23 protein-coding genes are annotated in these 25,315 nt (G+C 53.4%); 7 read left to right on the top strand and 16 right to left on the bottom strand.

Annotated elements, in window-relative coordinates; genetic code table 11:
- The first annotated feature begins 22 nt into the window (after positions 1 to 22).
- Genes KNP82_RS06070 through KNP82_RS06060 form a run of 3 tightly spaced genes read left to right on the top strand, consistent with a single transcriptional unit; the run spans position 23 to position 2,905 of the window.
- Entirely contained in the window at positions 23 to 1,756 is a 1,734-nt protein-coding gene (locus tag KNP82_RS06070; protein WP_214827339.1) for an ABC transporter ATP-binding protein, read from the top strand.
- On the top strand, positions 1,753 to 2,625 hold the full coding sequence (locus KNP82_RS06065; RefSeq protein ID WP_214827336.1) for an NAD(P)-dependent oxidoreductase: 873 nt from the start codon (positions 1,753 to 1,755) through the stop codon (positions 2,623 to 2,625). The genes KNP82_RS06070 and KNP82_RS06065 overlap by 4 nt, the downstream gene beginning before the upstream one ends.
- 46 nt (positions 2,626 to 2,671) lie before the next feature.
- Positions 2,672 to 2,905, top strand: coding sequence for a DUF2188 domain-containing protein (locus tag KNP82_RS06060; RefSeq protein WP_021067563.1), 234 nt, complete (start codon positions 2,672 to 2,674; stop codon positions 2,903 to 2,905).
- A 15-nt stretch (positions 2,906 to 2,920) separates the two neighbouring features.
- Here KNP82_RS06060 and KNP82_RS06055 read toward each other — a convergent pair whose 3' ends face one another.
- From KNP82_RS06055 to KNP82_RS06000, 12 genes are all read right to left on the bottom strand, one after another.
- On the bottom strand, positions 2,921 to 3,571 hold the full coding sequence (locus KNP82_RS06055) for a DUF975 family protein (protein WP_021067564.1): 651 nt from the start codon (positions 3,569 to 3,571) through the stop codon (positions 2,921 to 2,923).
- Positions 3,572 to 3,630: 59 nt separating this feature from the next.
- Positions 3,631 to 4,293 (bottom strand): copper homeostasis protein CutC, encoded by a 663-nt coding sequence (locus KNP82_RS06050; RefSeq protein ID WP_021067565.1) that lies wholly within the window; start codon positions 4,291 to 4,293, stop codon positions 3,631 to 3,633.
- Positions 4,294 to 4,307: 14 nt separating this feature from the next.
- The gene (locus KNP82_RS06045; RefSeq protein ID WP_058763795.1) at positions 4,308 to 5,078 is read right to left on the bottom strand and encodes a DeoR/GlpR family DNA-binding transcription regulator; all 771 of its coding nucleotides are present in this window, start codon (positions 5,076 to 5,078) and stop codon (positions 4,308 to 4,310) included.
- Between the two features lie 241 nt (positions 5,079 to 5,319).
- Positions 5,320 to 5,934 (bottom strand): glycerol-3-phosphate 1-O-acyltransferase PlsY, encoded by a 615-nt coding sequence (plsY, locus tag KNP82_RS06040; protein WP_021067567.1) that lies wholly within the window; start codon positions 5,932 to 5,934, stop codon positions 5,320 to 5,322.
- Between the two features lie 11 nt (positions 5,935 to 5,945).
- Positions 5,946 to 6,860, bottom strand: a complete 915-nt coding sequence (locus KNP82_RS06035; RefSeq protein ID WP_214827334.1) for a M15 family metallopeptidase — start codon at positions 6,858 to 6,860, stop codon at positions 5,946 to 5,948.
- 75 nt (positions 6,861 to 6,935) lie between these two features.
- The gene (locus KNP82_RS06030) at positions 6,936 to 7,355 is read right to left on the bottom strand and encodes an acyl-CoA thioesterase (RefSeq protein WP_214827332.1); all 420 of its coding nucleotides are present in this window, start codon (positions 7,353 to 7,355) and stop codon (positions 6,936 to 6,938) included.
- Positions 7,356 to 7,385: 30 nt separating this feature from the next.
- Positions 7,386 to 9,647 carry an AAA family ATPase gene (locus tag KNP82_RS06025; protein ID WP_214827330.1) on the bottom strand — a complete coding sequence of 754 codons (2,262 nt, stop codon included), beginning with the start codon at positions 9,645 to 9,647 and terminating at the stop codon, positions 7,386 to 7,388.
- Positions 9,648 to 9,704: 57 nt separating this feature from the next.
- Complete coding sequence (locus KNP82_RS06020) at positions 9,705 to 10,388, bottom strand: hypothetical protein (protein ID WP_029595361.1); 684 nt, start codon at positions 10,386 to 10,388, stop codon at positions 9,705 to 9,707.
- Between the two features lie 102 nt (positions 10,389 to 10,490).
- Positions 10,491 to 12,059, bottom strand: a complete 1,569-nt coding sequence (locus KNP82_RS06015; protein WP_131471207.1) for a BCCT family transporter — start codon at positions 12,057 to 12,059, stop codon at positions 10,491 to 10,493.
- A 126-nt stretch (positions 12,060 to 12,185) separates the two neighbouring features.
- Positions 12,186 to 12,674 (bottom strand): DUF3939 domain-containing protein, encoded by a 489-nt coding sequence (locus KNP82_RS06010; RefSeq protein WP_214714777.1) that lies wholly within the window; start codon positions 12,672 to 12,674, stop codon positions 12,186 to 12,188.
- A 107-nt stretch (positions 12,675 to 12,781) separates the two neighbouring features.
- Positions 12,782 to 15,496: an aconitate hydratase AcnA gene (gene acnA, locus KNP82_RS06005; protein ID WP_214756576.1), complete on the bottom strand. Its 2,715-nt coding sequence runs from the start codon at positions 15,494 to 15,496 to the stop codon at positions 12,782 to 12,784.
- A 197-nt stretch (positions 15,497 to 15,693) separates the two neighbouring features.
- The gene (locus KNP82_RS06000) at positions 15,694 to 17,289 is read right to left on the bottom strand and encodes a peptide chain release factor 3 (protein ID WP_058763801.1); all 1,596 of its coding nucleotides are present in this window, start codon (positions 17,287 to 17,289) and stop codon (positions 15,694 to 15,696) included.
- Positions 17,290 to 17,482: 193 nt separating this feature from the next.
- Between KNP82_RS06000 and KNP82_RS05995 the strand changes: the two genes are divergently transcribed.
- From KNP82_RS05995 to KNP82_RS05985, 3 genes are all read left to right on the top strand, one after another.
- Complete coding sequence (locus KNP82_RS05995; protein ID WP_021067576.1) at positions 17,483 to 17,914, top strand: DUF2621 domain-containing protein; 432 nt, start codon at positions 17,483 to 17,485, stop codon at positions 17,912 to 17,914.
- A gap of 311 nt (positions 17,915 to 18,225) precedes the next feature.
- Positions 18,226 to 18,558: a DUF485 domain-containing protein gene (locus KNP82_RS05990; RefSeq protein WP_021067577.1), complete on the top strand. Its 333-nt coding sequence runs from the start codon at positions 18,226 to 18,228 to the stop codon at positions 18,556 to 18,558.
- A complete protein-coding gene (locus tag KNP82_RS05985) occupies positions 18,555 to 20,117 on the top strand; it encodes a solute symporter family protein (protein WP_021067578.1) in 1,563 nt (520 codons plus the stop codon). The genes KNP82_RS05990 and KNP82_RS05985 overlap by 4 nt, the downstream gene beginning before the upstream one ends.
- 34 nt (positions 20,118 to 20,151) lie before the next feature.
- Here KNP82_RS05985 and KNP82_RS05980 read toward each other — a convergent pair whose 3' ends face one another.
- Entirely contained in the window at positions 20,152 to 20,604 is a 453-nt protein-coding gene (locus KNP82_RS05980; protein ID WP_034797347.1) for a CcdC family protein, read from the bottom strand.
- Positions 20,605 to 20,623: 19 nt separating this feature from the next.
- On the bottom strand, positions 20,624 to 21,322 hold the full coding sequence (locus KNP82_RS05975; protein ID WP_021067580.1) for a cytochrome c biogenesis CcdA family protein: 699 nt from the start codon (positions 21,320 to 21,322) through the stop codon (positions 20,624 to 20,626).
- Positions 21,323 to 21,514: 192 nt separating this feature from the next.
- Here KNP82_RS05975 and KNP82_RS05970 point away from each other — a divergent pair, with 192 nt between their 5' ends.
- Entirely contained in the window at positions 21,515 to 21,697 is a 183-nt protein-coding gene (locus KNP82_RS05970; protein ID WP_029595353.1) for an aspartyl-phosphate phosphatase Spo0E family protein, read from the top strand.
- A gap of 82 nt (positions 21,698 to 21,779) precedes the next feature.
- On the opposite strand, the gene KNP82_RS05965 is transcribed toward KNP82_RS05970, so the two are convergent.
- Both KNP82_RS05965 and KNP82_RS05960 read right to left on the bottom strand, forming a co-directional pair.
- Positions 21,780 to 23,543 carry an ABC transporter ATP-binding protein gene (locus KNP82_RS05965; protein WP_214827328.1) on the bottom strand — a complete coding sequence of 588 codons (1,764 nt, stop codon included), beginning with the start codon at positions 23,541 to 23,543 and terminating at the stop codon, positions 21,780 to 21,782.
- The gene (locus KNP82_RS05960) at positions 23,533 to 25,287 is read right to left on the bottom strand and encodes an ABC transporter transmembrane domain-containing protein (RefSeq protein ID WP_029595352.1); all 1,755 of its coding nucleotides are present in this window, start codon (positions 25,285 to 25,287) and stop codon (positions 23,533 to 23,535) included. The genes KNP82_RS05965 and KNP82_RS05960 overlap by 11 nt, the downstream gene beginning before the upstream one ends.
- Positions 25,288 to 25,315: the final 28 nt, after the last annotated feature.

Below are 25,315 nucleotides of genomic sequence, written 5' to 3'. Positions count from 1 at the left end.
TAATAGGAAAGGGGGACGTATCATGGAGTCCACATCTACATGGCAAGCCTTTCTGCGCTTGTTCCGTGTCGCTCAACCACCGAAAGGTCTGTTAATCGGTGCCGTATTGATTTCATTGCTTCAAGCGATGGCTTCACTCGCCATTCCGCTCATCTTGCAACGCGTCGTCGACAATTGGAGCGAGGCCGCGCTCGACGCCCGCCTCGTCGCCATCTTCGTGACGGCGTTTCTCATCCAAGTCGTCTCGAGTGCGATTTCGATTTATTGGCTACATATCGTCGGACAACGGGTCGTCGCCAATTTGCGGACGACGTTATGGGAGCATCTCGTCGCCCTCCCGATCCCGTTCTATGACGGCGTCAAATCAGGGGATCTCGTCTCACGGTTAAATAACGACACGACGACGTTGCAGCAGCTCTTGTCCGAACAGAGCGTCCGTCTCTTGACGTCGTTCGTCTCGGTCATCGGCGCCGTCGGCATCTTGTTCACGCTCGATTGGCAGATGACGCTCGTCATCTTGTTCTCCGTGCCGACGACACTTCTTATCGTCATCCCGCTCGGGCGTAAACTTCGGAAAATCGCCAAGGCGACGCAACATGAGCTCGGTGACTTGTCCGGGTTTTTCGCTGAACTGCTCGGAGAGATCCGGCTCGTCAAATCACAGGCGACCGAATCCGTCGAGGTCGCAGAAGGAAAACGACGCATTGAGCGTCTCTTCGGCCTCGGTGTGCGCGAGGGACGGATTCAAGCGATTTTGATTCCGCTCCTGAACGTCACGTTGACGGCGATGCTGATCGCCATTCTCGGCTTCGGGGCTTATCGCGTCTCGACCGGTGCCTTATCGACCGGTTCGTTGCTCGCGTTCATGCTGTACTTGTTCCAAATCATCACGCCGCTCATCACGATGACGGAGTTTATCACTCGGCTCCAAAAAGCACGCGGGGCCACCGAACGAATCTCGGAACTGCTCGCCATCGAGCCGGAACCGTACACGGATGAGCCGTCGACGATTCGACAGTCGTCGCTCTCGTTCGAGGGCCTGACGTTCCGCTATGGCGAGCAACCCGTGATTGACGACGTGTCCCTCACTGTCCCGTTCGGTGCCACGACAGCCATCGTCGGACGCAGCGGTGCCGGCAAGACGACACTGTTCGCCCTCGTCGAGCAGTTCTACCTTCCGTCGAGCGGACACATCCATTACGGGGACCGGGACATCTCAACCTACGGCCGCAACGAATGGCGGCAAGTCATCGGCTACGTCGCCCAAGATTCGCCCGTCTTATCCGGGACGGTGCGGCAAAATATCTTATACGGCTTGACCCGGACCGCGACCGAGGATGAGATTCGTCACGCCTGTGATATGGCCAACGCCTGGTCGTTCATCGAGGCGATGCCGGACGGGCTCGATACGGAAATCGGCGAGCGCGGCGTCCGGCTATCTGGTGGACAGCGCCAACGGCTCGCCATCGCTCGGGCGCTGTTACGTGACCCGCAAATCTTATTGCTCGACGAGGCGACATCAAGCCTTGACTCGGAATCCGAGCGTGTCGTCCAAGAAGCGCTCGACCGTCTCATGACAGGACGGACGACACTCGTCATCGCCCATCGGCTCTCGACCGTCCAACATGCCGATCAAATCGTCGTGCTCGAGGACGGTGGCATCAGCGGGCTTGGGACACATCAAGATTTGCTTCGGGAAAACGTGCTCTATGAACGACTCGTGAAACAACAACTTTTAGGAGGCAATCAACTATGAAGACAGTCGGATTTATCGGACTCGGTGTGATGGGTCAATCGATGGTCAGAAACTTAATGAAGGCGGGATTCGAAGTCCAAGCGTATACGCGGACGAAAGAGAAAGCGGCTGATTTATTGGCGGAAGGTGTCCGTTGGTGTGATTCGGTCGAAGCCGTCTGTCAAAACGCCGATGCCGTCATCACCATCGTCGGCTATCCGTCTGACGTCGAGAGTCTTTATTTCGGGGACGGTATGATTTTGCAATCGGCTGAGCCAGGAACGCTCGTCATTGATATGACGACGTCTTCGCCACTCCTGGCCGAACGGATCGCTGATGCCGCAATCGACTGCAGCTTGCTCCCGCTCGACGCACCGGTCACGGGCGGTGACGTCGGTGCCAAGAACGGGACGTTGTCGATTCTCGTCGGCGGCGGCGAATACGCCTTCACGAAGGCGCGACCGCTGTTCGAGGCGATGGGCCAATCGATTGAACGGATGGGGTATGCCGGAAGCGGCCAATATGGGAAACTCGCCAATCAGATCGCAATCGCCGGCATCATGATGGGCAACGCCGAAATGCTCGCCTTCACGAAACGGGCCGGGCTCAATCCCGATCAATTGCGCCAGACGATTCGGGGCGGTGCCGCGGGCAGCTGGACGCTCGAGAACCTTGTTCCCCGGATGATTGTCGAGGACTATGCTCCTGGTTTCTTCATCAAGCATTTCCTGAAGGACATGAAACTTGCCCTCGAGAGCGCCGAACAGTTGAACATTAAACTGCCGAGCCTCGAGTTGGCGTATAAACTGTACTCCATCCTCGAAGAGAACGGCTACGGCGAGAACGGGACGCAGGCGCTCATCGAATACTACATGCATCAGGACGTTTGAATCGTCCCGCTCGTGGAATTAGTAGTACAGAAGGGAGCGATTACAGATGCCATGGAATATGAAAGACTATCCGGAATCACTGAAGAACTTCGACCCGCTCGTCAAAAAGAAAGCCATCGATATCGCCAACGCCTTGCTCGCCCAAGGTTACTCCGATCAAAAGGCGATTCCAATCGCCACGGAACAAGCGAAGAAATGGCATGAACATGCCTCAAAAGAAGAGAAATCTGAGTTTCGTGACGCTCCTGACCCACAAAAGTCGGATCGGCACGGAACATAAAAACAACCGGTCGGCTCATGAGCCGACCGGTTGTTCGTTTGCGTCTGTCGCTGCCTTGATTTCAACATATAACCCGGCGAGCGCCGTGTTGATATAAGGCTGTACGAAAATATAGGCCAATCCGCCCGTGAACAAGACGAGCACATACCAGCCGATGAAACTCGCATACAAGCGCAGCATCGTCCGTTTATGGCCGCGCATGAGACGCCGACTTTCTCGCATCGCCTGAAACGCAGACAGTTCCGGTTGGTCTCGTAGCACGAACGGGACAATCCGATACGTCAAATAGAACCAGACGCCCGGGACGATCAAGAACAACATGAGCACGTTCAACCCGAGATAAAAGACGGCATAATACGTGACCGCCCGGACGTAATCTTTGAGCGAACCAAATGCATCGAACAAGAGCCCGAATGAAGGTTTCTCGGCTTTGGCGATATCGAGGAACACCCAGTTGCGGCCAAGTTCGAGCGGGGCGAGCAAGACGGTCGCACCGTACAGCAGACCGATTGACACGAACAGGATGCTCGGGTCGGTCGATTCCAAATCGAGCTGCGTCGTGATGACCGCCTGAACGAGCATCGTCGCCACGACCGCAAGCAGCGAGATGCCCCAGTTGCCGGACAACATCCGAAGGGCAAATTGTTTATAGACTGATGATTGCATGACTTCACCTACAGTATCGTTTTCTTCATTATAGCAAAAAAACAGTCAGCCGACTGTTTTTAGCGTGCCATCTGTTGTTTGATTGCCTTGAACTTGTGCTCATCCAAGCGGCCCTCGGTCCGTACCCCGCTTCCGACATGGACGAAATCAACGCCTAGCCGGTCGATCAGTTGCGCCACATTGTCGGCCGTGATGCCGGCACCCGGGAGGATGTTCATCTCCGCCACCTCATGCATCGCACTTAATCGGTCTATGCCTTCAAGTGCCGTCGCTTGTCCTCCGGACGTCAAGACGTGGTCAACTTCTGGGAAGTCGTTTAGCACCGTGATCGCGTCCATCAAGTCGACCGCGTCATCGATGGCCCGATGGAACGTGAGCACCATCTCGCCTTTATGTTTAATCACTTCTCCGAGCAGCGCCTCATCGATACGCCCTTCGCTCGTCAAGGCTCCGAAGACGATGCCATCGGCCCCGAGTTCACGGCAAAGACCGATATCCGCCAAAATCGTCTCTGCATCTTCCTCGTTATAGACGAACGAGTCCGCATGGGGCCGAATCATGACGTGGACAGGAATGGTAGCCTGTTCGAGCACGTTACGAATCGTCCCGAAACTCGGTGTCGTCCCGCCGGCCGGCAAATCGGCAATCAATTCGAGCCGATCCGCCCCGAACCGCTCCGCCGTTTTGGCTTCGGTCAATGTCGTCACAATCACTTCAATCATGAAATCCCTCCTCCTTATGGTGCGAAGCGCCACTCGACCTCATGCTCCGCCAAGGCGCGCTTCCAATCCGTCGGTTCCGGAAAATCAGAGATGATGGTCGTCACCTTTGAAAAGTCGGAGACCCGATAGCGTTTTTGTTGATTGAACTGGGTATGGTCGGCGAGCAAATAACATTGACGCGATTGATCGAGGACCGCCTGCGTCACGGTCGAGAGACCATGGGCATCACACGTCAATCCGAGTGAGGCATCGACGCCCTCGACGGACAGGAAGGCCATATCGAACACATACGCCTTCAGTTGCTGCAGGACGTGCTCGCCGACGGTGACGAGATGTTTGGGATCAATCGTCCCACCGAGCAATTGGATATCGCCAGTAAACACGCCCTTGGCGCGTTGCTCAAAGAGCGCCTTGGCGACCATGAGCGACGGAGTGACGACGGTCAAATTTCGTCCGCGAAGTCTGGCCGCGACTTGTTCTGGGGCGACGCCGTGTCCGATATACAGCAACATGTCATCCTCGACGAGCTGAAACGCCGTATAGGCGATGCGACGAATCCCGTCCATGTTCGAGATCATCATCGGTTGGAACGAGACGCTCTGATGGAGCACCGCCCCGCCATACACCCGCTTGATGCGATGCTCTTTCTCAAGCTCTTCTAAGTAGCGGCGAATCGACTCCCCCGAGACGTTCAACCGTTCGATCAACTCGCTCGTCTTCACTTTTCCTTCCCGCTCAATCCATTCAACAATCTTTTGTTTACGTTCTTCTCCAATTAAAGACACTTCCCTGCCTCCTCCGCAAATATCGCTTCCTTTTTCAGTGTAGCGAACGGATGTAAATTTAACGTAAACAGAAAGTAAAGAACGGGCAAATCCAACACTTTTTTCGAACTTTTCGGCAAAAATCAACGGAAATCCACAAAAAGACAGCCTCATCATGAGGGTTGAGGTTTCAACTTCTCGTTTTTTACATGAAAAAAATGACCATCCTTCTCTGTATATCGAGCAGGATGGTCATCGATCGTTACTTTCGCTTTTGGAACAGCGGCACTTTCGGTTCCGTGCCGGCACGGATTCGTTGCCAGTTCGAGCGGTGCTTGATAATGATGAACAAGGCGAGCGGGACGATGACGATGAGCGGCAACCAGTCTTTGGCGATGATGCCATAGGCGACGACGGTCACGAGTCCGACGACAGAGGCGGCCATCGACGAGAGCGACACCATCTTTGAAATAAGCAACGTCACGATGAACGTGCCGACGACGACGACGAAAAACCATGGGAACGCAGCAAGCAGGATCCCCGCGCTCGTCGCCACCGATTTTCCGCCCTTGAATTTGGCGAAGATGGGATAAGAGTGGCCGATGATGGCCGGAATCCCGGCGAGGAGCAGACTCATTTCGCTCCCGAATAGGAGCGGCAATAAAGCCGCGACCAAGCCTTTCCCCATATCCCCTAGTAGGACGATCGTACCCGCTTTCTTCCCAAGCACGCGAAACGTGTTCGTCGTGCCCAAGTTCCCGCTCCCGTGCTCGCGGACATCGACTTTATAGCCGAGCTTACCGACGAGGAGGGCGAACGGGATTGAACCAAGTAGATAGCTGATGATGATAATGATGATTTCTGTCAAATAAGGCATCGCGATTCCCCTTAATTCATGGATTGCTCGAGATAGCGTTCAAACGGGACGTTCGTCTTATGAACGTTCGTCGCATGCTCCACCCCGATGTAGCGTAAGTGCCACGGTTCAAACATATAACCCGTCTCCGCCTCATAGGCGCGTTGATAGCGGACGATGAACCCATACGTATGGGCATTGTCGGCCAACCACTTGCCTTCTTTCGTCTGCTCAAGGCTCTGTGTCAATTGATACCCGACCGAGGCGCTCGAGACGTCGATGGCGAGTCCCGTCTGATGTTCTGAATGACCCGGCGGCGCCGAATACTTCATCGCTTGTTCTTTTCCGTCTTTGGCGACATAGGCGTTGAACAATTGCACTTGATAGTCGTATGAACGGAACGCGCTCGTCCCTTTCAAATCGATTCCGGCCGCTTTCGCACCGGCCATCAATTTTTCGATTGCCTGTGCCGCTTCTTTACGGAGCATTCTCCGCTCCCCGGACGCCGTGTCGACAAAATCGATATTCGCCGTCACGAGGTCGGTCGGTTTGTAACCGGCCGGCAAGGCGATTTGTTTATTGACGAGGATGAGCGTATCGAGTTTCACGTTCGCCGTCCCGTTTTGTTCGAGCGGCTGGCTCGGCGTTTGGACCGGTTCTTCTACAGGCGGTGCTTCCACAACAGGTACTTCTTCGACCTCAGGTTCGTCTGCTGCCGGTTCTTCCGCAGGCTCGTCTTCTGCCGGGGGCTCGGCTTCAGGTGCCGGAGCTTCTGCAACCACTTCGTCTTCTGTATCCTTCGGCGTATCGGCCGGAGTTTCTGATTGTTGTTCGGTGTCGGCCGGTTTGTTCTCGGCTTCTTCCGTTTTGCTTTGGTCGCTTGTGGTACAGCCCACCAATGTGAGCGTCAAGGCGCAGCATACCATCAACAGAGATGGTTTTCGCATGCGATCTTCCCCTTTCTTTGTACAAAAAATACCGTCAAGATATGATACCATACTGACGGTACAAAAGAACCACTGTTATGTGACGGGACTCATGACACGCATATACATGTCATGCCATTCTGGAAACTCGCGGTCGAGACGGACCGGCTTGAAGTCGCCCTGTTTGACGACGACGTGGGTCGTCTTCGCCGAACCGACGAGATGTCCGTCTTGATCGGTCAACTCATAGCCATAGACGGTCCGGATTTTGGAATAGCTGTCGACCCATACCCGTACGTGGACCGTATCGCCGAACGTGACGCTCTTCTTATAGTCGACCGAGACGTTCGTCACCGGAGAGACGAAGCCCGCCTGTTCCATGTCTTTATATTCGACCCCGAGCTCGCGCAATAATTCAGTACGAGCGATTTCGAGATACACTAAATAGTTCGCATGATAGACGATGCCCATCATGTCGGTCTCTTGGTAGCGGACCGGAATCTGAATCATATGCATTAAATCGTCCTCGCTTTCAAGGTCATTATATTATAACTTGGTCTTAATATCTACTACTAAAATATGATTCAAGTCGTCAGTTTCAGCCTGTCCTTCAATCAAACGGTATGACTGTCTCGCAATGGCTTCATCAATCAACGACAGCGCCGTCCTCGCGTTTGGCCGGTCGATACCAGACAATCGCTCTTTAAGCGCTTGCTCCACCGTCTCGTCATACGTATAGCCAAATTTCTCGGCATACGTCTTGGCAATCTCGACGAGTTGGTCGGTCGAGTAATCCTCGAACTGGATGGTGCGCTTAATCCGACTACTCAGTCCAGGATTCGACTCGATCAATCGCCGCATCGGCGCCTCGTATCCCGCCATGACGACGACGAGGTTGTCCCCGTGCTTCGGCATCTCGTCGACGAGCGTATCGATTGCTTCACGACCGTAATCGTTTGGTCCGCCGTTCAAACTATAAGCCTCGTCAATCAACAACACTCCGCCGAGCGCATCGCGGATGGCCGCTTTCGTCTTCTGGGCGGTCTGGCCGACATAGCCACTGACGAGATCGGCCCGACTGACGACTTTCAAGTGTCCCCGTTTCAAATAACCGGTTTTCTTCAACAGTTGGGCATACAGGTGAGCGAACGTCGTCTTCCCTGTTCCGCTGTTGCCGACGAGTGCGGCATGAAGTTGGACCGGAGCCGTCTTCAATCCAAGTTCGCGGCGCCGTTTTTGAATCGTGACGAGCGCCTCGATTTCACGCAGTTGCCGTTTCGCCTCTTCCATCCCGACCAAGTCGTCGAGCGTCGGGGCTGACGTGTCCTCGGTCGCATCCATCTCGAAATCGAGCTCCGTCAACAAGGCCATCTCGTCGAGCGGAGCATCGGCACCGAAGCGGGACCCTTTTTTGAACATGGCGTCGAGCAAAATGTTATGCACCGTGCGCGCGTTCCCGAACGTGGCGTCGACCCGTTCCCGGTCAATCCGCGCAATCAAGGCGCGCTTCGCCTCGACCGTCAGGACGTAATTGTTCTCCGCGGCCACTTTCTCGCCGATGGCGACGAGTTCGTCATCACTGTAGTTCGGCAACTCGTAATGGTTTGATTCCGGGAAACGCGAACGTAGTCCCGGATTGGCCAATAGAAAGTGACGCATCTCTTCCGGATAACCGGCGAGGATGACAACGAATTTTCCAGCGTACTCACCACTCGTCATCGCGGCGACGAGCGTATCGATGGCTGCCTGTCCATAGTCACTCCCGCTCGCATCCTGACGTTTGAGCGCATACGCCTCGTCGATGAACAGGACTCCGCCCTCGGCTTCTTTCACTTTGTTCATGACTTGCTCTTCCGTCTGTCCGACGAACGCGCCGACGAGACTCGACCGATCCGCCTCGACGACGTCGGGACGAGCGAGTAGACCGAGCTCAAAATATATATCGGCCATGAGACGCGCGAGCGTCGTCTTACCGGTGCCTGGGTTTCCCGTGAACACGAGATGGAGCGAAGGTTGGTGTTTGGACGAGAAGCCTGCCTTCTCCCGTTCTTTTTGGAACAAGAGGAAGCGGTACCACGCTTTGACACGTTGCTTCACGTCCGTGAGCCCGATCATCGCCTCGAGTGATTCAATCGCGCTCGACCGAACTTGTTCCGTCTGTTCCGGCAAATGTTCGACGATCATGGCGAGTCGCTGTTTGACGAGCCCGACCCGCTCACCGAAACGGTGGAACGCCTCACGGCTGAAGTAATTGCCTTGCATCGATGCCAAGAGCGAGGCCGTGTCATCTTCGAGTGCGGCCACTTCTTGCATCGCCTCGATGACGACAAGGAATAACCGCTCGAGCTGTCCTTTGAATTCCGAGTCCCGAAGGTCGGATTTGGCACGGTCAATCTCGTCGTGAAGCTGTTCAAGTTGCTCGAGCAGTTCCGACGTCTTCGCTTCGTATTCGGTTAAAATTTGGACTTTCATCGACGCGTAATCCGCCTCACGTAATTTCGGCCATTCGACGTGCAAATGTTGTTTATGACGTCGCAACACTTCGTATAATTGACTGACGCGGAGAGCTGGCGGTAATGCGTTGAGCGACTCCAATTCCTTGACCCAACGATGTAATAACGGGTCGATGGTCTGGCGCGCTTCGAACCGTTTCGTTGCGAGGAGCGTCAAGGTGCGAATCAACTCTTGACGGTGGCCGGTCGCGCGCGACCAATGGGCGTAAGACAATAGCGCCGCTTCCTCGATGCGTCCACCCGCTTCCCACGCTGTCAAGTCCGATTGCACTTGATCCAAGGTGATCTGTTTCATAGTATTCTCCTTTTTAGACGACAAAGGAGCCGACGTTTTAGTCTGCTCCTCGCCGGATTATCGTGATTCAAAAGAAGTCATCCGAATCGAATGGAACAACTTCCCGTTGTTTCGTGATTCGGCAGCGAGCAAGATTCGCTCGTTCGCGTCGACGTAATACGTGACCGCTTCTTCATTGTCGTCTTCACTGAATATCGATGGGTACTTTTCGACCCATTCTGCCGGGACAGCTTCAGGTGACTCTTTCTTGACGAACGCTTGCGCGGTCCGTCCGATGATATCGACATCACCTTCGCTCGAACCGAGCGTCCCATCGTCGAGCCATTTACGAATCTGTTCATTCGTCGCGCGCGACAAGAATGGGTGCGGAGCCACGGCACCGGAGCTCGTCTCTTGACTGTTTGTCTCCTCGCCGTCCGGGTTGAACTCACGATAAACGGTTCCGTCCCACTCGGCCCGGGCACCAACGTTAGGGCCCTCCACGACCTCGGACACGAAGTGACCGTCCTCATCGTATGTCACTTCATATTCACGAACTTCCAACGTCTCGCCGTTTTCAGGCAATTTTTTCTCTTCATAGCCGATTACGACGGATGTATAAAACGGTTCGGCCCGGTTGACACGGCCCTCGTCGTCATTCAAGTTCATGATCGAGTAAAAGTTATAGGCGAGCAGGGCGCCGACAATGAGGATTCCCGCAAAAATCACCCAACTCAATCGCTTTTTAACATGTTGTTTCATAGAATGCCCTCCCAATCTTCTTCACTTACTATCCTACACTAGCGAGAGGGTCCTGCAAAACATTTACAACCAAAAAAGGGCCTCGACCGAGACCCTTTCCTTTTATCCGAGCTTATCTTCTTCTTCCTGCTTATACGCTTCGATATACTTGTCCCGTTCGTCCGGTTCATCAGACAAATCTTTGAACAAGGCGACAATCATCAAAATTAACACGAAGATGAACGGGAAAGCGACCAGGATGGCGACCGCTTGTAGCGCTCCGAGTCCACCGACGTATAAGAGCACAGCGGCAATCGATGACTGAATGAGACCCCAGATGAGCTTGATCCGCATCGGCGGCACAAGTTTTCCGTTCGTCGACAACATGCCGAGCACGTATGTCGCCGAGTCCGCTGACGTGATGAAGAAGACAGAGACTAAGAAAATGGCGACGACACTAAGGATCGTGCCAAAGCCACCAAACGTCTCGAACAAGGCGAACAGACCGACTTCCGTGCCGATTTCGTTGACCGTTGCAATCAAGTTTGCCCCACCGTTCAAATCAGCCCAGATGGCCGCACCGCCAAAGACGGAGAACCAGAGCAGACCGAACGAGGTCGGCACGAGTAGAATTCCGATGATGAATTCACGAATCGTACGTCCTTTTGAGACACGAGCGATGAACGTCCCTACGAACGGGGACCATGAAATCCACCAAGCCCAATAGAAAATCGTCCATCCGTTGATCCATTCGCGTTCCACCGGCTCAAACGCGGCCGTCCGGAAACTCATCGACGGTAACTGTTGCAAATATGTCCCGATCGTCTGTGTGAACAGATCGAGGATGAATGCACTCGGTCCGACCATGAGCGTTGCGATCAAGAGGACGATGGCGAGAAAGATGTTCGTATTACTTAAGATACGAATCCCTTTCTCAAGCCCCGTCGAGGCACTGATCATATAGAGTACCGTCACGACGGCAATGATAATCAATTGGGTCGAGAACGCGTTCGGTACGTTCGGAATCAAGAAGTGAATCCCGCCAGCAATTTGCTGGGCCCCGAAGCCGAGCGAAGTCGCCACACCAAACGCGGTCGCGATGATGGCCAACACATCGACCGTCCGTTTGACCGGTATTTCGTAGCGGTCTTTGACGAGTGAGCCGATGGTCTCCCCGATCGTCGCCGGACGCCCTTTCCGGAACGTTGAGTAAGCAATGGCGAGCGCGATCATCGCGTAAATCGCCCATGGGTGCAAGCCCCAGTGGAAAAACGAATATTGCATCGCCGTTCGGGCATCGCCCTCAGGTGTGCCCGAATCGAATGGCGGCGCGTGAAAATGTGAAAGCGGTTCGGCTGCCCCCCAGAAGACGAGTCCGATCCCCATCCCGGCACTGAACAACATGGCGAACCATGACAGATACCCGAATTCCGGACGATCCGTATCTTTCCCGAGTCGAATTGACCCGAACCTCGAGAAGATTAAAAAGATGGCGACGAGTAGAATTCCGGTCGCACTGAGTAAATAAAACCAGCCAAAGCCGTTCGAGAGCCAGCCCTGCAGTTTCGTCGTCACGTTCAAGAGACTGCCGTTACCGAGGACGCTCTCTGGGATGACACCCCAGATCGTGAATAAGACCGTAATGATGGCTGAAACGAGAAAAACGGTCGTCACTTGGCTTTTCCTTTCCATAATCTCACTCCTATTCAATTTTCTTATTTTCATATACGTTTTCCACCGTAACATAGTTTGTAAACCAGACTCAACCCCGCGACGTGCTCGGACGACCATGTCAAAAAAAGTGACGATGGCGTGTCGTCACTCTGGCGGTTTCGGTTCCAAGGACACGATTAACGTCTCGTCAACGACGTAATAGGGCCGTTTCGGCAGTACTTTCAAGTAGCCGCCTTCACGTAATCGAGTCAAATCCAATTGCAGTGTCTGTTGAAATTTTCGAAACGGTATTTTTTTTTCTTGTTCAAAGTATAAATCGAGCGCCCGTTGTACTTGATCCATCTCATAGACCAATTCCCGTTCGTCCTCAGGGACGATATGAAACGTCTCTTTTGACATATAGAACCGCTGTCTCGGTTTACCGGGCAAGTGTTTTTTCAGTCGAGCCAAATCGATTTCTTGCGTTTCGTCGAGCAAGACCGTGCGATTGACGCCTTTCGGTAACGTCTGTTCATATTCATGGATGGCTTCTCGCAACTGCGGAAGCGTGAGGTCGAACTCTTCCTCCGGCACTTCCTCTTTTTGCGTCAGCCGTTGCCACCAGTTTTTACCTGATTTCGTCTGTCGTTCCATACACTCCCCCCTCTCCCCATTCTCTTCCCGATATGAGTCATCCTCTCACCTTTTATTCGCATATTCACAAAAAAAACCTTCCTTTTTGCAAAGGAAGGCTATGTTGCTTATTTCAATTTGTTGCGGAGAACCATCTGCAAGATGCCACCGTGACGGTAATAATCGATCTCGACTTCTGAATCGAAGCGCGCGATGACTTTGAACTCGGTCACTGTGCCGTTCTCGTGTGTTGCTTTGACGTTCAGGATATCACGTGGGCGGACTGACTCGTCGACTTGGATGTCGATTGCTTCTTCGCCTGTGAGTCCGAGTGAGTCAGCTGACTCCCCGTCCATGAACTGAAGTGGCAATACGCCCATCATGACGAGGTTCGAGCGGTGAATCCGTTCGAAGCTTTGCGCGATGACAGCACGGATGCCGAGCAAATTCGTCCCTTTGGCTGCCCAGTCACGTGACGAGCCCATACCGTAGTCGTTTCCAGCGAAGACGACAAGGCCTGTGCCTTGCTCTTTGTACTTCATGGCTGCATCGTACATCGGCATGATTTCGCCAGTCGGCCAGTACGTCGTGAAGCCGCCTTCAGTGCCAGGTGCGACTTGGTTACGGATACGGATGTTCGCGAACGTACCGCGCATCATGACTTCGTGGTTCCCGCGGCGTGAGCCATACGAGTTGAAGTCGAGCGGTGCGACACCTTTCGATTGAAGGTATTGGCCGGCTGGTGTCGTTTTCGAGAATGCTCCAGCTGGTGAGATGTGATCGGTCGTGACCGAATCAGCAAACTTCCCGATGACGCGGAGTCCGTTCAACGCATGTACTTCTCCCGCTTCTGGCTCGAGGTTTTCGAAGAACGGTGGGTTTTGGATATACGTCGAATCGTCCGAGAAGTCATACAAGTTGCCTTCTGGCACGTCGAGGGCATTCCAACGCTCATTCCCTGTGAACACCGTGTCGTACTCTTTCCGGAACGCTTCTGGTGAGACGACATCTTGAACGACCATCTTAATTTCATCGTTTGATGGCCAGATGTCTTTGAAGAAGACCTCGTTGCCATCTTTGTCCGTTCCGAACGACTCGTTCATGATGTCGAAGTTGACTGATCCGGCGAGCGCGTAAGCGACGACGAGTGGCGGTGACGCCAAGAAGTTCGCTTTGACGAGCGGATGGACTCGGCCTTCGAAGTTACGGTTCCCCGAGAGGACCGATGAGACGAGCAAATCGTTCGATGTGATCGCTTCTTCGACTTCGCGGTCGAGTGGACCCGAGTTTCCGATACATGTCGTACATCCGTACCCAACGGTGTTGAAACCGAGTTGGTCGAGGTATGGCGTGAGACCGGCTTTGTCAAGGTAGTCGGTAACGACTTTCGAGCCCGGTGCGAGCGACGTCTTCACGAATTTTGGAACCGTGAGACCGCGTTCGACGGCTTTCTTCGCGACGAGACCTGCTCCGACCATGACGTATGGGTTTGATGTGTTCGTACAGCTTGTGATGGCTGCAATCGCCACGTCACCCGTGCGCATGTCGACAGAGCCGTCTGCGTAGTTGATAGCTGCTTTCTTCTCAAGCTCGGATTTTTCGAGACCGAAGCCGCTGTGCCCTGCTGGTGCCGTCACGCTATCGACGAACGCTGTCTGAAGGTCTGATAAGTTGATACGGTCTTGCGGACGTTTCGGTCCTGCAAGCGACGGTTGTACTTTCGACAAGTCGAGCGTGAGCGTCTTCGTGAACGACGGGTCCGCTTGATCTGGTGTGTAGAACAAGTCATTCGCTTTCGAGTAGGCTTCGACGAGGTCGATCAATTCTTCTGGGCGACCTGTCGTGCGCATATAGTTGAGCGTCTCTGTATCGACTGGGAAGAAGCCACAAGTCGCACCATACTCAGGCGCCATGTTGGCAATCGTTGCCCGGTCTGAGAGCGGCATCGTGTGAAGCGATGGACCGAAGAACTCGACGAACTTGCCGACGACTTTCTCGTTACGGAGCATCTCTGTGACGACGAGCGCGACGTCTGTCGCCGTGACACCCGGATTGACTTCACCGATGATTTTGACGCCGACGACGTCTGGTACCGGGAAGTAAGACGGTTGTCCGAGCATGCTCGCCTCGGCTTCGATTCCACCGACACCCCAACCGAGGACGCCGAGACCGTTGATCATCGTCGTGTGCGAGTCCGTTCCGACGAGCGAGTCTGGATAGGCGACATTGCCCGTTCCGTCATTCTTCTCGAGGACGACCGACGCCAAGTACTCCAAGTTGACTTGGTGAACGATTCCTGTCGCAGGCGGAACGGCGCGATAGTTGTCGAACGCCGTCTGGGCCCAACGCAAGAACTTGTAGCGCTCTTCGTTACGCTCGAACTCGATGTCCATGTTTTTCATGAGTGCGCCGGCAAAACCGTACGCATCGACTTGGACCGAGTGGTCGACGACGAGGTCAACCGGGATTTCAGGATTGATTTTGTTCGGGTCTCCACCAAGATCAGCCATCGCCTTGCGAAGTGAGGCGAGGTCAACGACCGTCGGTACACCCGTAAAGTCCTGAAGAACGACACGAGCCGGTTTGAACGGAACATCGATGTCTTTCGAAACTTCGGCAGTACCCCATTTAGCCAAGTTCTCGACATGTTCTTTCGTGATGGCACGGCCATCCTGTTGGCGAAGCACAGATTCGAGCAATACGCGAATCGAGTACGGAAGTCGACTAAGTTCCGTCACCCCTTCTTCTTCAAGCTTTTTAAGCCGGTAATAATCGTACGCTTGTCCATTGACCTCGAACTGCGTCCGAGATTTGAAAGCGTCTAATACGTTCGTCTGTTCCATACGATATCCCCCTTTTTGAAAGCGGCGATGCCGGCACGTGCCGTAATCGCTTACTTATCACATGTTTATCATAATACAACTATAGCGTGACGTAAAATACATTCCGTCACAAATTAGTCATAAGTAAAACTTATCAATAGCGTCAGACTCACTGAAACATGAAAAGACGGCCCTTGGACAAGAGCCGTCTTCAATCATTATTCTGCGCCAATCTCGACGTTGACGTCGAGAGCGTCGACGAGCGTGAGCTCATCTTCATACCGTTCTTTGAAGCGATCGAACGTGAACTCGTTGGCGAACAAGAACACAGGACGCTCCCAACGATCCGTCACGAGCATGTTGCGTGAGTCCTGGAAGGGCTTGAGCGCCTTCAATTCCTTGTCCTTCACCCAACGTGCGACGCTGTACGAGACCGGCTCCATACGGATGTCGACGCCGTATTCGTTGTTCAAGCGATACTCGAACACTTCGAATTGGAGTTGACCGACCGCACCGAGATAAATCTCGTTGTATTCGTTGCGATACACTTGAATTGCTCCCTCTTGGGCGAGCTGCTCCACACCTTTGTGGAAATGCTTCGACTTGAGCGAGTTGATTGGCGAGACGCGCATGAACAGTTCAGGCGGGAACGTCGGCAACGCCTCAAACGCGATTTTCTGTTTCGACGTCGTGATCGTGTCGCCGATTTGGTATGTCCCCGAATCGTAAATCCCGATCACGTCTCCAGCGAACGCCTGATCGACCGTTTCCCGGTCGTTGGCCATGAGCTGCGTCGATTGACTCAATTTGATTTTCTTCCCTGTCCGCGTGAGTGTGACGTCCATGCCGCGCTCGAACACGCCCGAACAGATGCGGACGAAGGCGATGCGGTCACGGTGGGCCGGGTTCATGTTCGCTTGAATCTTGAAGACGAAGCCGCTGAAGTCTTCTGACGTCGGGTCGATTGGACCGACATTCGACTTACGGGCCTCAGGGGCCGGTGACATGGCGAGATAGTGGTTCAAGAACGATGTCACGCCGAAGTCGACGAGGGCCGTCCCGAAAAAGACCGGAGTCAATTTCCCGTGCTGAATCGCATCGACTTCGATTTCATTGCCGGCACCGTCGAGAAGATCGATTTCATCTCGAAGGTTCGTCAAGTTCTCTTCCGTTAAATAATCGGCGAGAATCGGGTCATTGACGCCGTCCTCGTTCAACGTGAGCGTCCCTTTCTCACCCCGGAACAAGTGGACTTCGTTCTTCAGGCGGTCGTACACCCCTTCGAACTGCATCCCGCTCCCGATCGGCCACGTGACGGCGACCGAAGGCATCCCGAGCACTTCTTCGAGCTCTTCCATGAGTTCGAGCGGGTCTTTCGCTTGGCGGTCCAATTTGTTCATGAACGTGAAGATTGGAATCCCCCGCATCCGACAGACTTGGAACAATTTCTTCGTCTGCGTCTCAATCCCTTTGGCCGCATCGATGACCATGACGGCGCTATCGACCGACGTCAACACACGGTACGTGTCTTCCCCGAAATCGTTGTGTCCGGGCGTGTCCATGATTGAGACGACCTTATCTTGATAGACGAACTGCATGACCGACGAGGTGACCGAGATCCCACGTTGTTTCTCGATTTCCATCCAGTCCGACTTGGCATGCTTGGAATTTTTGCGGGCTTTGACCGTCCCCGCCTCCCGGATGGCGCCTCCGTGGAGGAGCAACTTCTCCGTCAGCGTCGTCTTACCTGCATCCGGGTGCGAGATGATGCCGAAAATACGACGCTTCTCAACTTCTTGTTTTAATTGATTCATGTATGGCTCTTTCCTTTCTGGACAATACGATTTATACGATGTCTTGCTCACTGCAACGCTATCTATTCTAACGAAACCGGCCCGTTTCGTCCATCTTTATAGTAGGGAACGGATAGCTGTAGCTTTTGTATCGCGCCCCTTTTTTGTATACTTAGCTTGAATGATCGTGAAATGACAGAACGGGGGAAAGACGATGCCAGAAAACTTGATGATGTATTTCATTGTCTTCTGGGGATTCGTGATGATCGGGTTAATGTCGATCGGCGGTTACTTTATGTTCCGTAAATTTTTGAAACGAATGCCAAAAGAAGACGGACGCTCACTCCTCGACATCGAGGATGACTACATCGACAAGACACGCCACTTATGGACGCCGGAGACGCGAACGTTGCTCGACCGCCTCGTCACGCCGGTACCAGAGCTGTTCCGCGACGTCGCCATCCGCAAGATCGCCGGTAAGATCGGACAATTCGCCCTCGAGACCCGAGCACGTGAAATGACGACCGAGCTCGTCGTCAAAGGCTATATCGCCGCAACTCCGAAGCGGGACCATAAGTTCTTAAAGAAGGCACTTGAAGAAGAGCAAATCGACTGGAAAGTGTATCAACATTACTTCCAACAATGAGACGAGACGTCAGGACATGTGCCTGGCGTCTTTTTGTTCACCCCTTGATGTCGACTCATCGTAGCCGACTGATTATGTCTCCTGCTTACGAAATTGTGCCATACGACTAATAGGTCAAAAGTACCCTTTTCACGAGTGATAACTATCTAAAGATAATGTTCATAATATAGACAATATTGGAAACGCTTACATTAAAGTGGTATGACCAATATTAGTATAACAATTTCGTTTTCTGCAATAAAAAATGGATAGCTTTTCCTTTATTTACATTTCTATAATGTACGTATCTTGATGCCGAAGGAGGTTTTTATATGCATGATGTCACACATGTCACGCAAACCGACAGTACCCGCTCCGCCGAAGCGATTGTCGAGAGCCAGACGTTTCACAAACTGATGCGAGAAAAGAATCGGTTCATTGTTCCATCCATCATCTTCTCCCTTATCTTCTACTTCACGTTGCCAATCTCGACAAGTTACTTCACCTTTTTGAATATCCCGGTCGCCGGAGACATCACATGGGCCTGGGTGCTCGCCTTCGCCCAATTCTTTATGACCTGGACGTTCTGTGTGATGTACAGCCGCCGGGCCCGTCGGTTTGACGAACTCGTCACCGCCATCAAACAAGAGGAGGACGACCGATGAACTGGACCGCTATTTTATTATTCCTCGCGATTGTCGGGCTCACGCTCGTCATCACGTTCTTCGCCGCTCGTAAAACGAAGACCGCGAGCGACTTTTATACGGCCGATGGAGGGTTGACCGGTTTCCAAAATGGGCTCGCCATCGCCGGGGACTATATGTCGGCAGCTTCTTTCCTCGGGATTGCCGGGATGATTGCCCTCGCCGGATTTGACGGTTTCTTCTATTCAATCGGTTTCTTGGTGGCTTATCTCGTCGTGCTCTATCTCGTCGCCGAGCCGCTCCGTAACCTTGGCAAGTATACGATGGCCGATATGATTGCGGCTCGATTCAACAAACCGCGCGTGCGCGGTGTCGCCGCCATGAACGCCATCGTCATCTCGATTTTCTATATGATCGCCCAGCTCGTCGGGGCCGGCGCGCTCATCGAGTTATTGCTCGGCATCCCATACACGACGAGTGTCGTCGTCGTCGGGATTTTGATGACGGTGTACGTCGTCTTCGGAGGGATGACCGCGACGTCATGGGTACAGATCACGAAAGCTGTGCTATTGATGATCGGGACCGCCATCATCTCGTTTCTCGTGTTCGCTCGCTTTGACTTCTCTGTCTTCACCATGTTCTCGGAAGTGAGCAAGGCGACGCCGCTCGGCGACAGTTTCTTGGACCCGGGCAACAAGTTCAAGCTTCCGCTCGACACGATCTCGCTAAACTTGGCGCTCGTCCTCGGGACGGCCGGTCTGCCCCACATCCTCATCCGTTTCTTCACGGTCAAGGATGCGCCGACGGCACGCCAATCCGTCGTCTATGCGACATGGGTCATCGGTGCGTTCTACATATTGACGATTTTCCTCGGATTCGGGGCGGCCGCATTCGTCGGCTCGGATGCCATCATCGCCGCCAACCCGGCCGGCAACATGGCCGCACCGCTTCTGGCCCAAGTGCTCGGCGGCGACTTGTTGTTCGCCTTTGTCGCGGCAATCGCATTTGCCACGATCCTTGCCGTCGTCGCCGGCCTCGTCCTTTCGGCCGCCTCGGCATTCGCGCACGACTTCTATGGACATATCGTCCGTAAGGGGGAAGCGACTGAGAAAGAACAAGTCACGGCTGCCCGCATCGCTTCGATCGCTGTCGCCCTCGTCTCGATGGGACTCGCGTTTTTCGCACAGTCGATGAACGTCGCTTTCCTCGTCTCGCTCGCTTTCGCCGTGGCCGCCAGTGCGAACTTGCCGGTCATCTTGTTCACGATTTACTGGAGACGGTTCAACACCGGAGGAGCCGTGTTCGGCATGATTGTCGGCTTGTTCTCGTCACTCTTCCTCGTCGCCATCAGCCCGAACGTATGGGCGCCGGACGGTTCCGCCATCTTTATCGGTGAGGCTCTGTTCCCGCTCACGAATCCGGGCATCGTGTCGATCCCGCTCGGTTTCCTCGCCGCTATCGTCGGGACGTACGTGACGAAGTCAGATGAAGTCGCCGGAAACTTCGAACGGATTCTCGTCAAGGCCAACACCGGAATCGATGCCGAGACCGAGGCAGCCATGACCAAAAAATCTTCTTAATCGACAAAACGGCGTCCCTCGCAAGGGACGCCGTTTATGATGCTACGATTTGTTTGTACTTTTGATACATGGCGATGCGCCATGGGACAATCATGCCCCAGGCGATCAAGTAGAACAGGCCGCCCGTCGCGAATATGTTGACCTCGTCGCCAAGGAACGCCTTCATGACCGTCCGGATGGCCAATAAGACAAACACGACGATGAAGAACGCTTTCGAACGGGACAAGTACACCTCTCCGTCACGTTTCTCGAAATTCGACGTCTTGATGAGGAACACGCTGAAAATCAATCCCACGATCAGCGCCTCTCCGACCTCGAGCCAAGTCAGCCGAAACGCCGGGACGAGAAATTGTAACATGCCCGTCGACATCGCCAGCGGCGGAATCAAAATCTTTTTCGCATTCGTCGGACGTGCTGACGCTTTGACGCGAACGAAGCTCGCAATCAAGCCCATCATCAGTGCGACGAGGGTCGATCCCCAAAATATCGACATTCGGTCAACCCCTTTAAAATCCGGTGAATCCTACTAATTCGCTCATCCAAGCAGCGAAGCGGTTCATGCCATCAAAATATAATACGACGCCGAAAGCCATCATCAAATAGCCTCCGAATCTTGCTACCTTGGCGCTATTGCGTGCCAAGTACTTGATTTTGCCGACAAAACCGGCCATAACGAGGAATGGGATGGCAAAGCCGATGACGTATGCCAACATATAGCCCATTCCCTGACTCGGGTTCGACGCCGCGAGGGCGATGACGCCAGCAAGAATCGGTCCGGTACAAGGTGTCCACCCTGCTGCGAATCCGATTCCGATGAGTGCCGTCCCAAAATAGCCGCTCTTGCGCTCTCCTAATGCGAGTTTTTTTTCGCGCATCATAAAACGTGGTTGCCAGAGACCTGCCAAGAAGACACCAAATACGAAGATAAGGATGGCACCGAACATGCGCAAACTATCTTTGTATTGAATGAACACGTCGGCAATCAGCGAGGTCGACAAACCGAGCACGAGAAAGACGATAGAGAAACCGAAGAGGAATGAGAACGTATGAAACCATGCCGTGCGCTGCCGCAGTCCTTCGCTCTTCAAATCAGAGACAGAGACCCCAGTGATATACGATAAAAAGACTGGATACAACGGTAGCGTGCACGGAGACAAAAATGACAAGACGCCCGCCCCAAATGCGAGCCAAAGGGTAACTTCCATGCGATCTTCCACCTTTCAGCCCCATTATAGCGAAAACCTTTTCAAAATGCTCGCATCTTTTTCTGCAACGATTGTTTGATTGAAATTGTAATCTTTGAAATGGAAATGAAACTTGTAAACAGTAGTGTTAGATGCTAAGATTTGGATATTCTTAAGTAACACTTTTGACTTTATAATGATGGGGGAAACACCGTGGCGGTCATCACAGCTGAAAACTTACATTATGCCATTGAACAGAAACGCGATGAACTGTACGAAATCGCTTCACAGCACAGTTGGACGTCTCCTGAAGTGATTCACGTCAGCCAAGAGTTAGACAAGCTGATCACACGTCACGTCCTGGCTATACATGCTTCAGAACACCTAAATTTTTAAATGAACGGCTCTCCGCATTACATTTGTGGAGAGCCTTTTCCATGGAAAAAAAGACGCCGGTATTGGCGTCTTTTTTTGTAATTTATGACATCAGATGTTGGCCTGATTGAAGTTCATACATCTTTTTGTAGAGCCCGTCTTGTTTCAATAACGATTGATGATTACCTCGTTCGACGATTTCACCTCGATGGAGGACGAGAATCAAGTCGGCATCTTGAATTGTCGAGAGCCGGTGTGCGATGGCAATCGTCGTCCGACCACGTCTCATCCGCTCGAGGGCGAGCTGAACGCGCTCCTCGGTCTCGGTATCAATCGAACTCGTCGCCTCATCCAAAATCAAGATTTTCGGATCCCGGGCGACCGTCCGGGCGAACGCGAGCAATTGCCGTTCCCCGCTCGAGAACGTCGCCCCCCGTTCACCGACCGTATGCCCGTAGCCGGCCTCGAGTTTCTCGACGAACGTATGGGCTTGGACGAACTCAGCTGCTTCCCGAACTTTGTCCGAGTCGATTGTCGGGTTAAATAGTTTTAAGTTGTCCTCGATCGTCCCCGTGAACAAGAACGGGTCTTGGAGCACAAGGCCGACTTTGGCTCGAAGCTCGGCTTCCTCGAACTGCTCGATCGGATGCCCATCAATCGTGATTTGTCCTGATTGATACGGATAGAACCGGGTCAACAAGTTGATGATTGAACTCTTCCCGCTCCCGGTATGACCGACGAGTGCGACTGTCTCTCCCGGCTTAGCGACGAACGAGATATGTTTCAATACGTCGACTTCTCCGTCATAGCTGAACGTGACGTTTTCGAAGCGTACTTCTCCGGAGCCAATTTCAGCCGTTCCCTCTAAGCTCTTTCCTGGGGCCGGTTCATCCGTGTCCAAGACTTTGAAAACTCGGTCCGCCGAAACGACCGCCTGTTGAAATTCGCTCAAGCGTTGCATGATATCGAGCACGGGACGGAAGATTCGTTCGATATAGCTGATAAAGGCGTAGACGACCCCGACTTGTACTTGCTCGGTCGTTGACAAGACGCCGTAATAGCCGAGCAGCCCGATGATGGAGAAGGCGAGCAACAATTCGATAATCGGTCGCAACAACATACTGTCGAGCTTCAAGTTCCGATAACGTGCTTCTTGGTGGGCCTCGTTCGTCTCTTCGAATTGGCGGACAAGCCGCTCTTCTTGACGAAACTGTTGAACGATTCCCATCCCGTTAATCGACTCATTCAACTGTCCGTTCAATTGTGACAGCAGATCACGCACTTGCGCGAAGTACTTTGTCGAGTAGCGACGATACACCCAGATGATGAGCCAGAACAACGGCACGAGCACAAGCCCCATCGTTGCGAGCGTCGGTTCGAGGATGTAAAGGAACACGTATGTCCCGAGCAGCTGCACGGCCGATTGGACGAACGTACTCATCACCCCGACGTACAGCTCCTTGACCGCCTCGGTGTCGTTCGTAATCCGCGAGACGAGTACGCCTGCTGGCGTCCGGTCGAAATAGGCGAGCCGCATGCCCATGACGTGACGGAAAATATCCATCCGAATGTTTTGAACGATTTTTAAGGCGATTTTTTGGAATGAAATCGACTGTAAATAGTCGAAGATGATCGCCGACACATGCAAGACCAAATAAACGACGAGCAATGTGACGACCCAGTTCGTCGGATAGACGCCTGGCGTCACGAACTCATCAATAAAGACCTTGATTAAAAACGGTCCCGCGAGCTTCGCACCGGTGGCGAGCAACAAAAAGACGAAAGCGAGACTGAGTGGGCGTGAGTAACGATTCGTATACGCCAATAGACGTTTGATGACCGCCCATTCCTGAACGTCATGCTTCATGGTGGCCACCCCCTTCTACGATTGCTTCGAGCTGTTGACGATCATACGTATCTTTGTACCATCCCGGTTCGCGAATCAAGTCCTGATGCCGGCCCCGTTGGATGATACGACCGTCTTCGAGAACGAGAATCTCGTCGGCGTGCTCGACCGCAGACAGTCGGTGCGCGACAATCAACCGAGATTGATCGGGATTCCCGGCCCGGAAATGCTCGATGATCGCTTCTTCCGTCTTCGCATCGACGGCGGAGAGAGCATCGTCTAGAATCAATACGTCTGCCTCGATCATGAGGGCACGTGCAATCGAGATGCGTTGTTTTTGGCCGCCCGATAGCGTCACGCCCCGTTCGCCTACAAGCGTGGCATAACCTTCTGGTAACCGCATGATGTCATCATGCACTTCGGCGATTTTAGCTGCTTCCATAATCTCGTCAAGTTTTGCTTCCGGTTTACCGAACGCGATATTGTTTGCAATCGAGTCGCTGAACAAGAAGTGGTCTTGCGGGACGACGGCGACCTTGTCGAGCAGAAGTGACTTTTTCACCTGTCGGATATTGATACCCCCGATTTTAATCGTGCCGTCATGGACGTCATACTCCCGCGTCAATAACCGAACGATTGTCGTTTTACCGGAGCCTGTCCGTCCGACAATCCCGAGCGTGCGACCGCGTTCGATTCGGAACGACACGTCTTGTAAGACGGGTGTCTCGTCATAGCGGAAGGCATGAATGTCCGCCTCAATCTCCGAATGGGCAAGTTTCGTCGCCGCCATCGGGTCATCTTGAATCTCAGGTTTGACGGCGAGCATTCGCTCGATTCGGTCATAAGACGCACGACCGCGTTCGACGATATTGAACAGCCAGCCGAACGCAAGCATCGGCCAAGTGAGCAAACTGAGATACGCCGTGAAACTGACGATTTGACCGATTGTCAGCTCGCCTTGTTCAATCAAATAGGCACCATAGCCAATCGATAGGATATACGAGAGGCCGACGATTCCGAAGATGGTCGGGTCGTATAGGGCATCGATTTTGGCGACGCGGACGTTCTTCGCCATGACCTCGTCGGATAACTTCTCGAACGAGTCGACGTCGCGGCCGACTTCCCCGGCCGATTTCAATACCCGGACACCGCTGACGCTCTCTTGGACTTTGTCATTCAGTTCGGAGAACGCCGCCTGAGCGACCCCGAACCGATTATGTAATAGTTTGCCGTATCGTGTCGTTAACGCGACCATGATCGGCAGCGGCAACAGCGCTACGACCGTCAACTTCCAACTAATCGTCGTCACCATCGTGATGATGACGAACGTCCCCATGGTAATGCTGTCGACGAGCGTCAAAATCCCCGCACCCGCCGTCGTCGAGACGGCTTGGACATCGTTCGTCGCATGGGCCATCAAATCCCCGACCCGCGACTTCTTATAAAAACGTTGATCTAAATCGGTGAAATGGCGATAGAGCTGACTCCGCAACATCCGACCGAGCCGAATTGAAGCCCCAAAGATGAAGTACCGCCAGAAGAAGCGGGCCACATAGTTTCCGATGCCGACGGCCGCGAGCCCGCCGAGCAACATCCACAATAAATCTGTTTCGAGCGATTCTCGGTTGATCTCATCGACGATTCGGCCGATGATGCGTGGCGGCACGAGTTCGAGCGCCGCAACGAACATGAGTAGGACGATACCGAGCGCATACGTCCGCCATTCGAGCTTGAAGAACCAAGCCAATTGTTTGAATACACGAATCTGAAACACCCCCTATGTTGTCTTGAAT

Origin of the sequence: Exiguobacterium sp. s26 (assembly GCF_018618235.1) — a bacterium.
Taxonomy (GTDB): Bacteria; Bacillota; Bacilli; order Exiguobacteriales; family Exiguobacteriaceae; genus Exiguobacterium; species Exiguobacterium chiriqhucha.
This window is presented reverse-complemented; position numbering and strand designations above follow the sequence as displayed.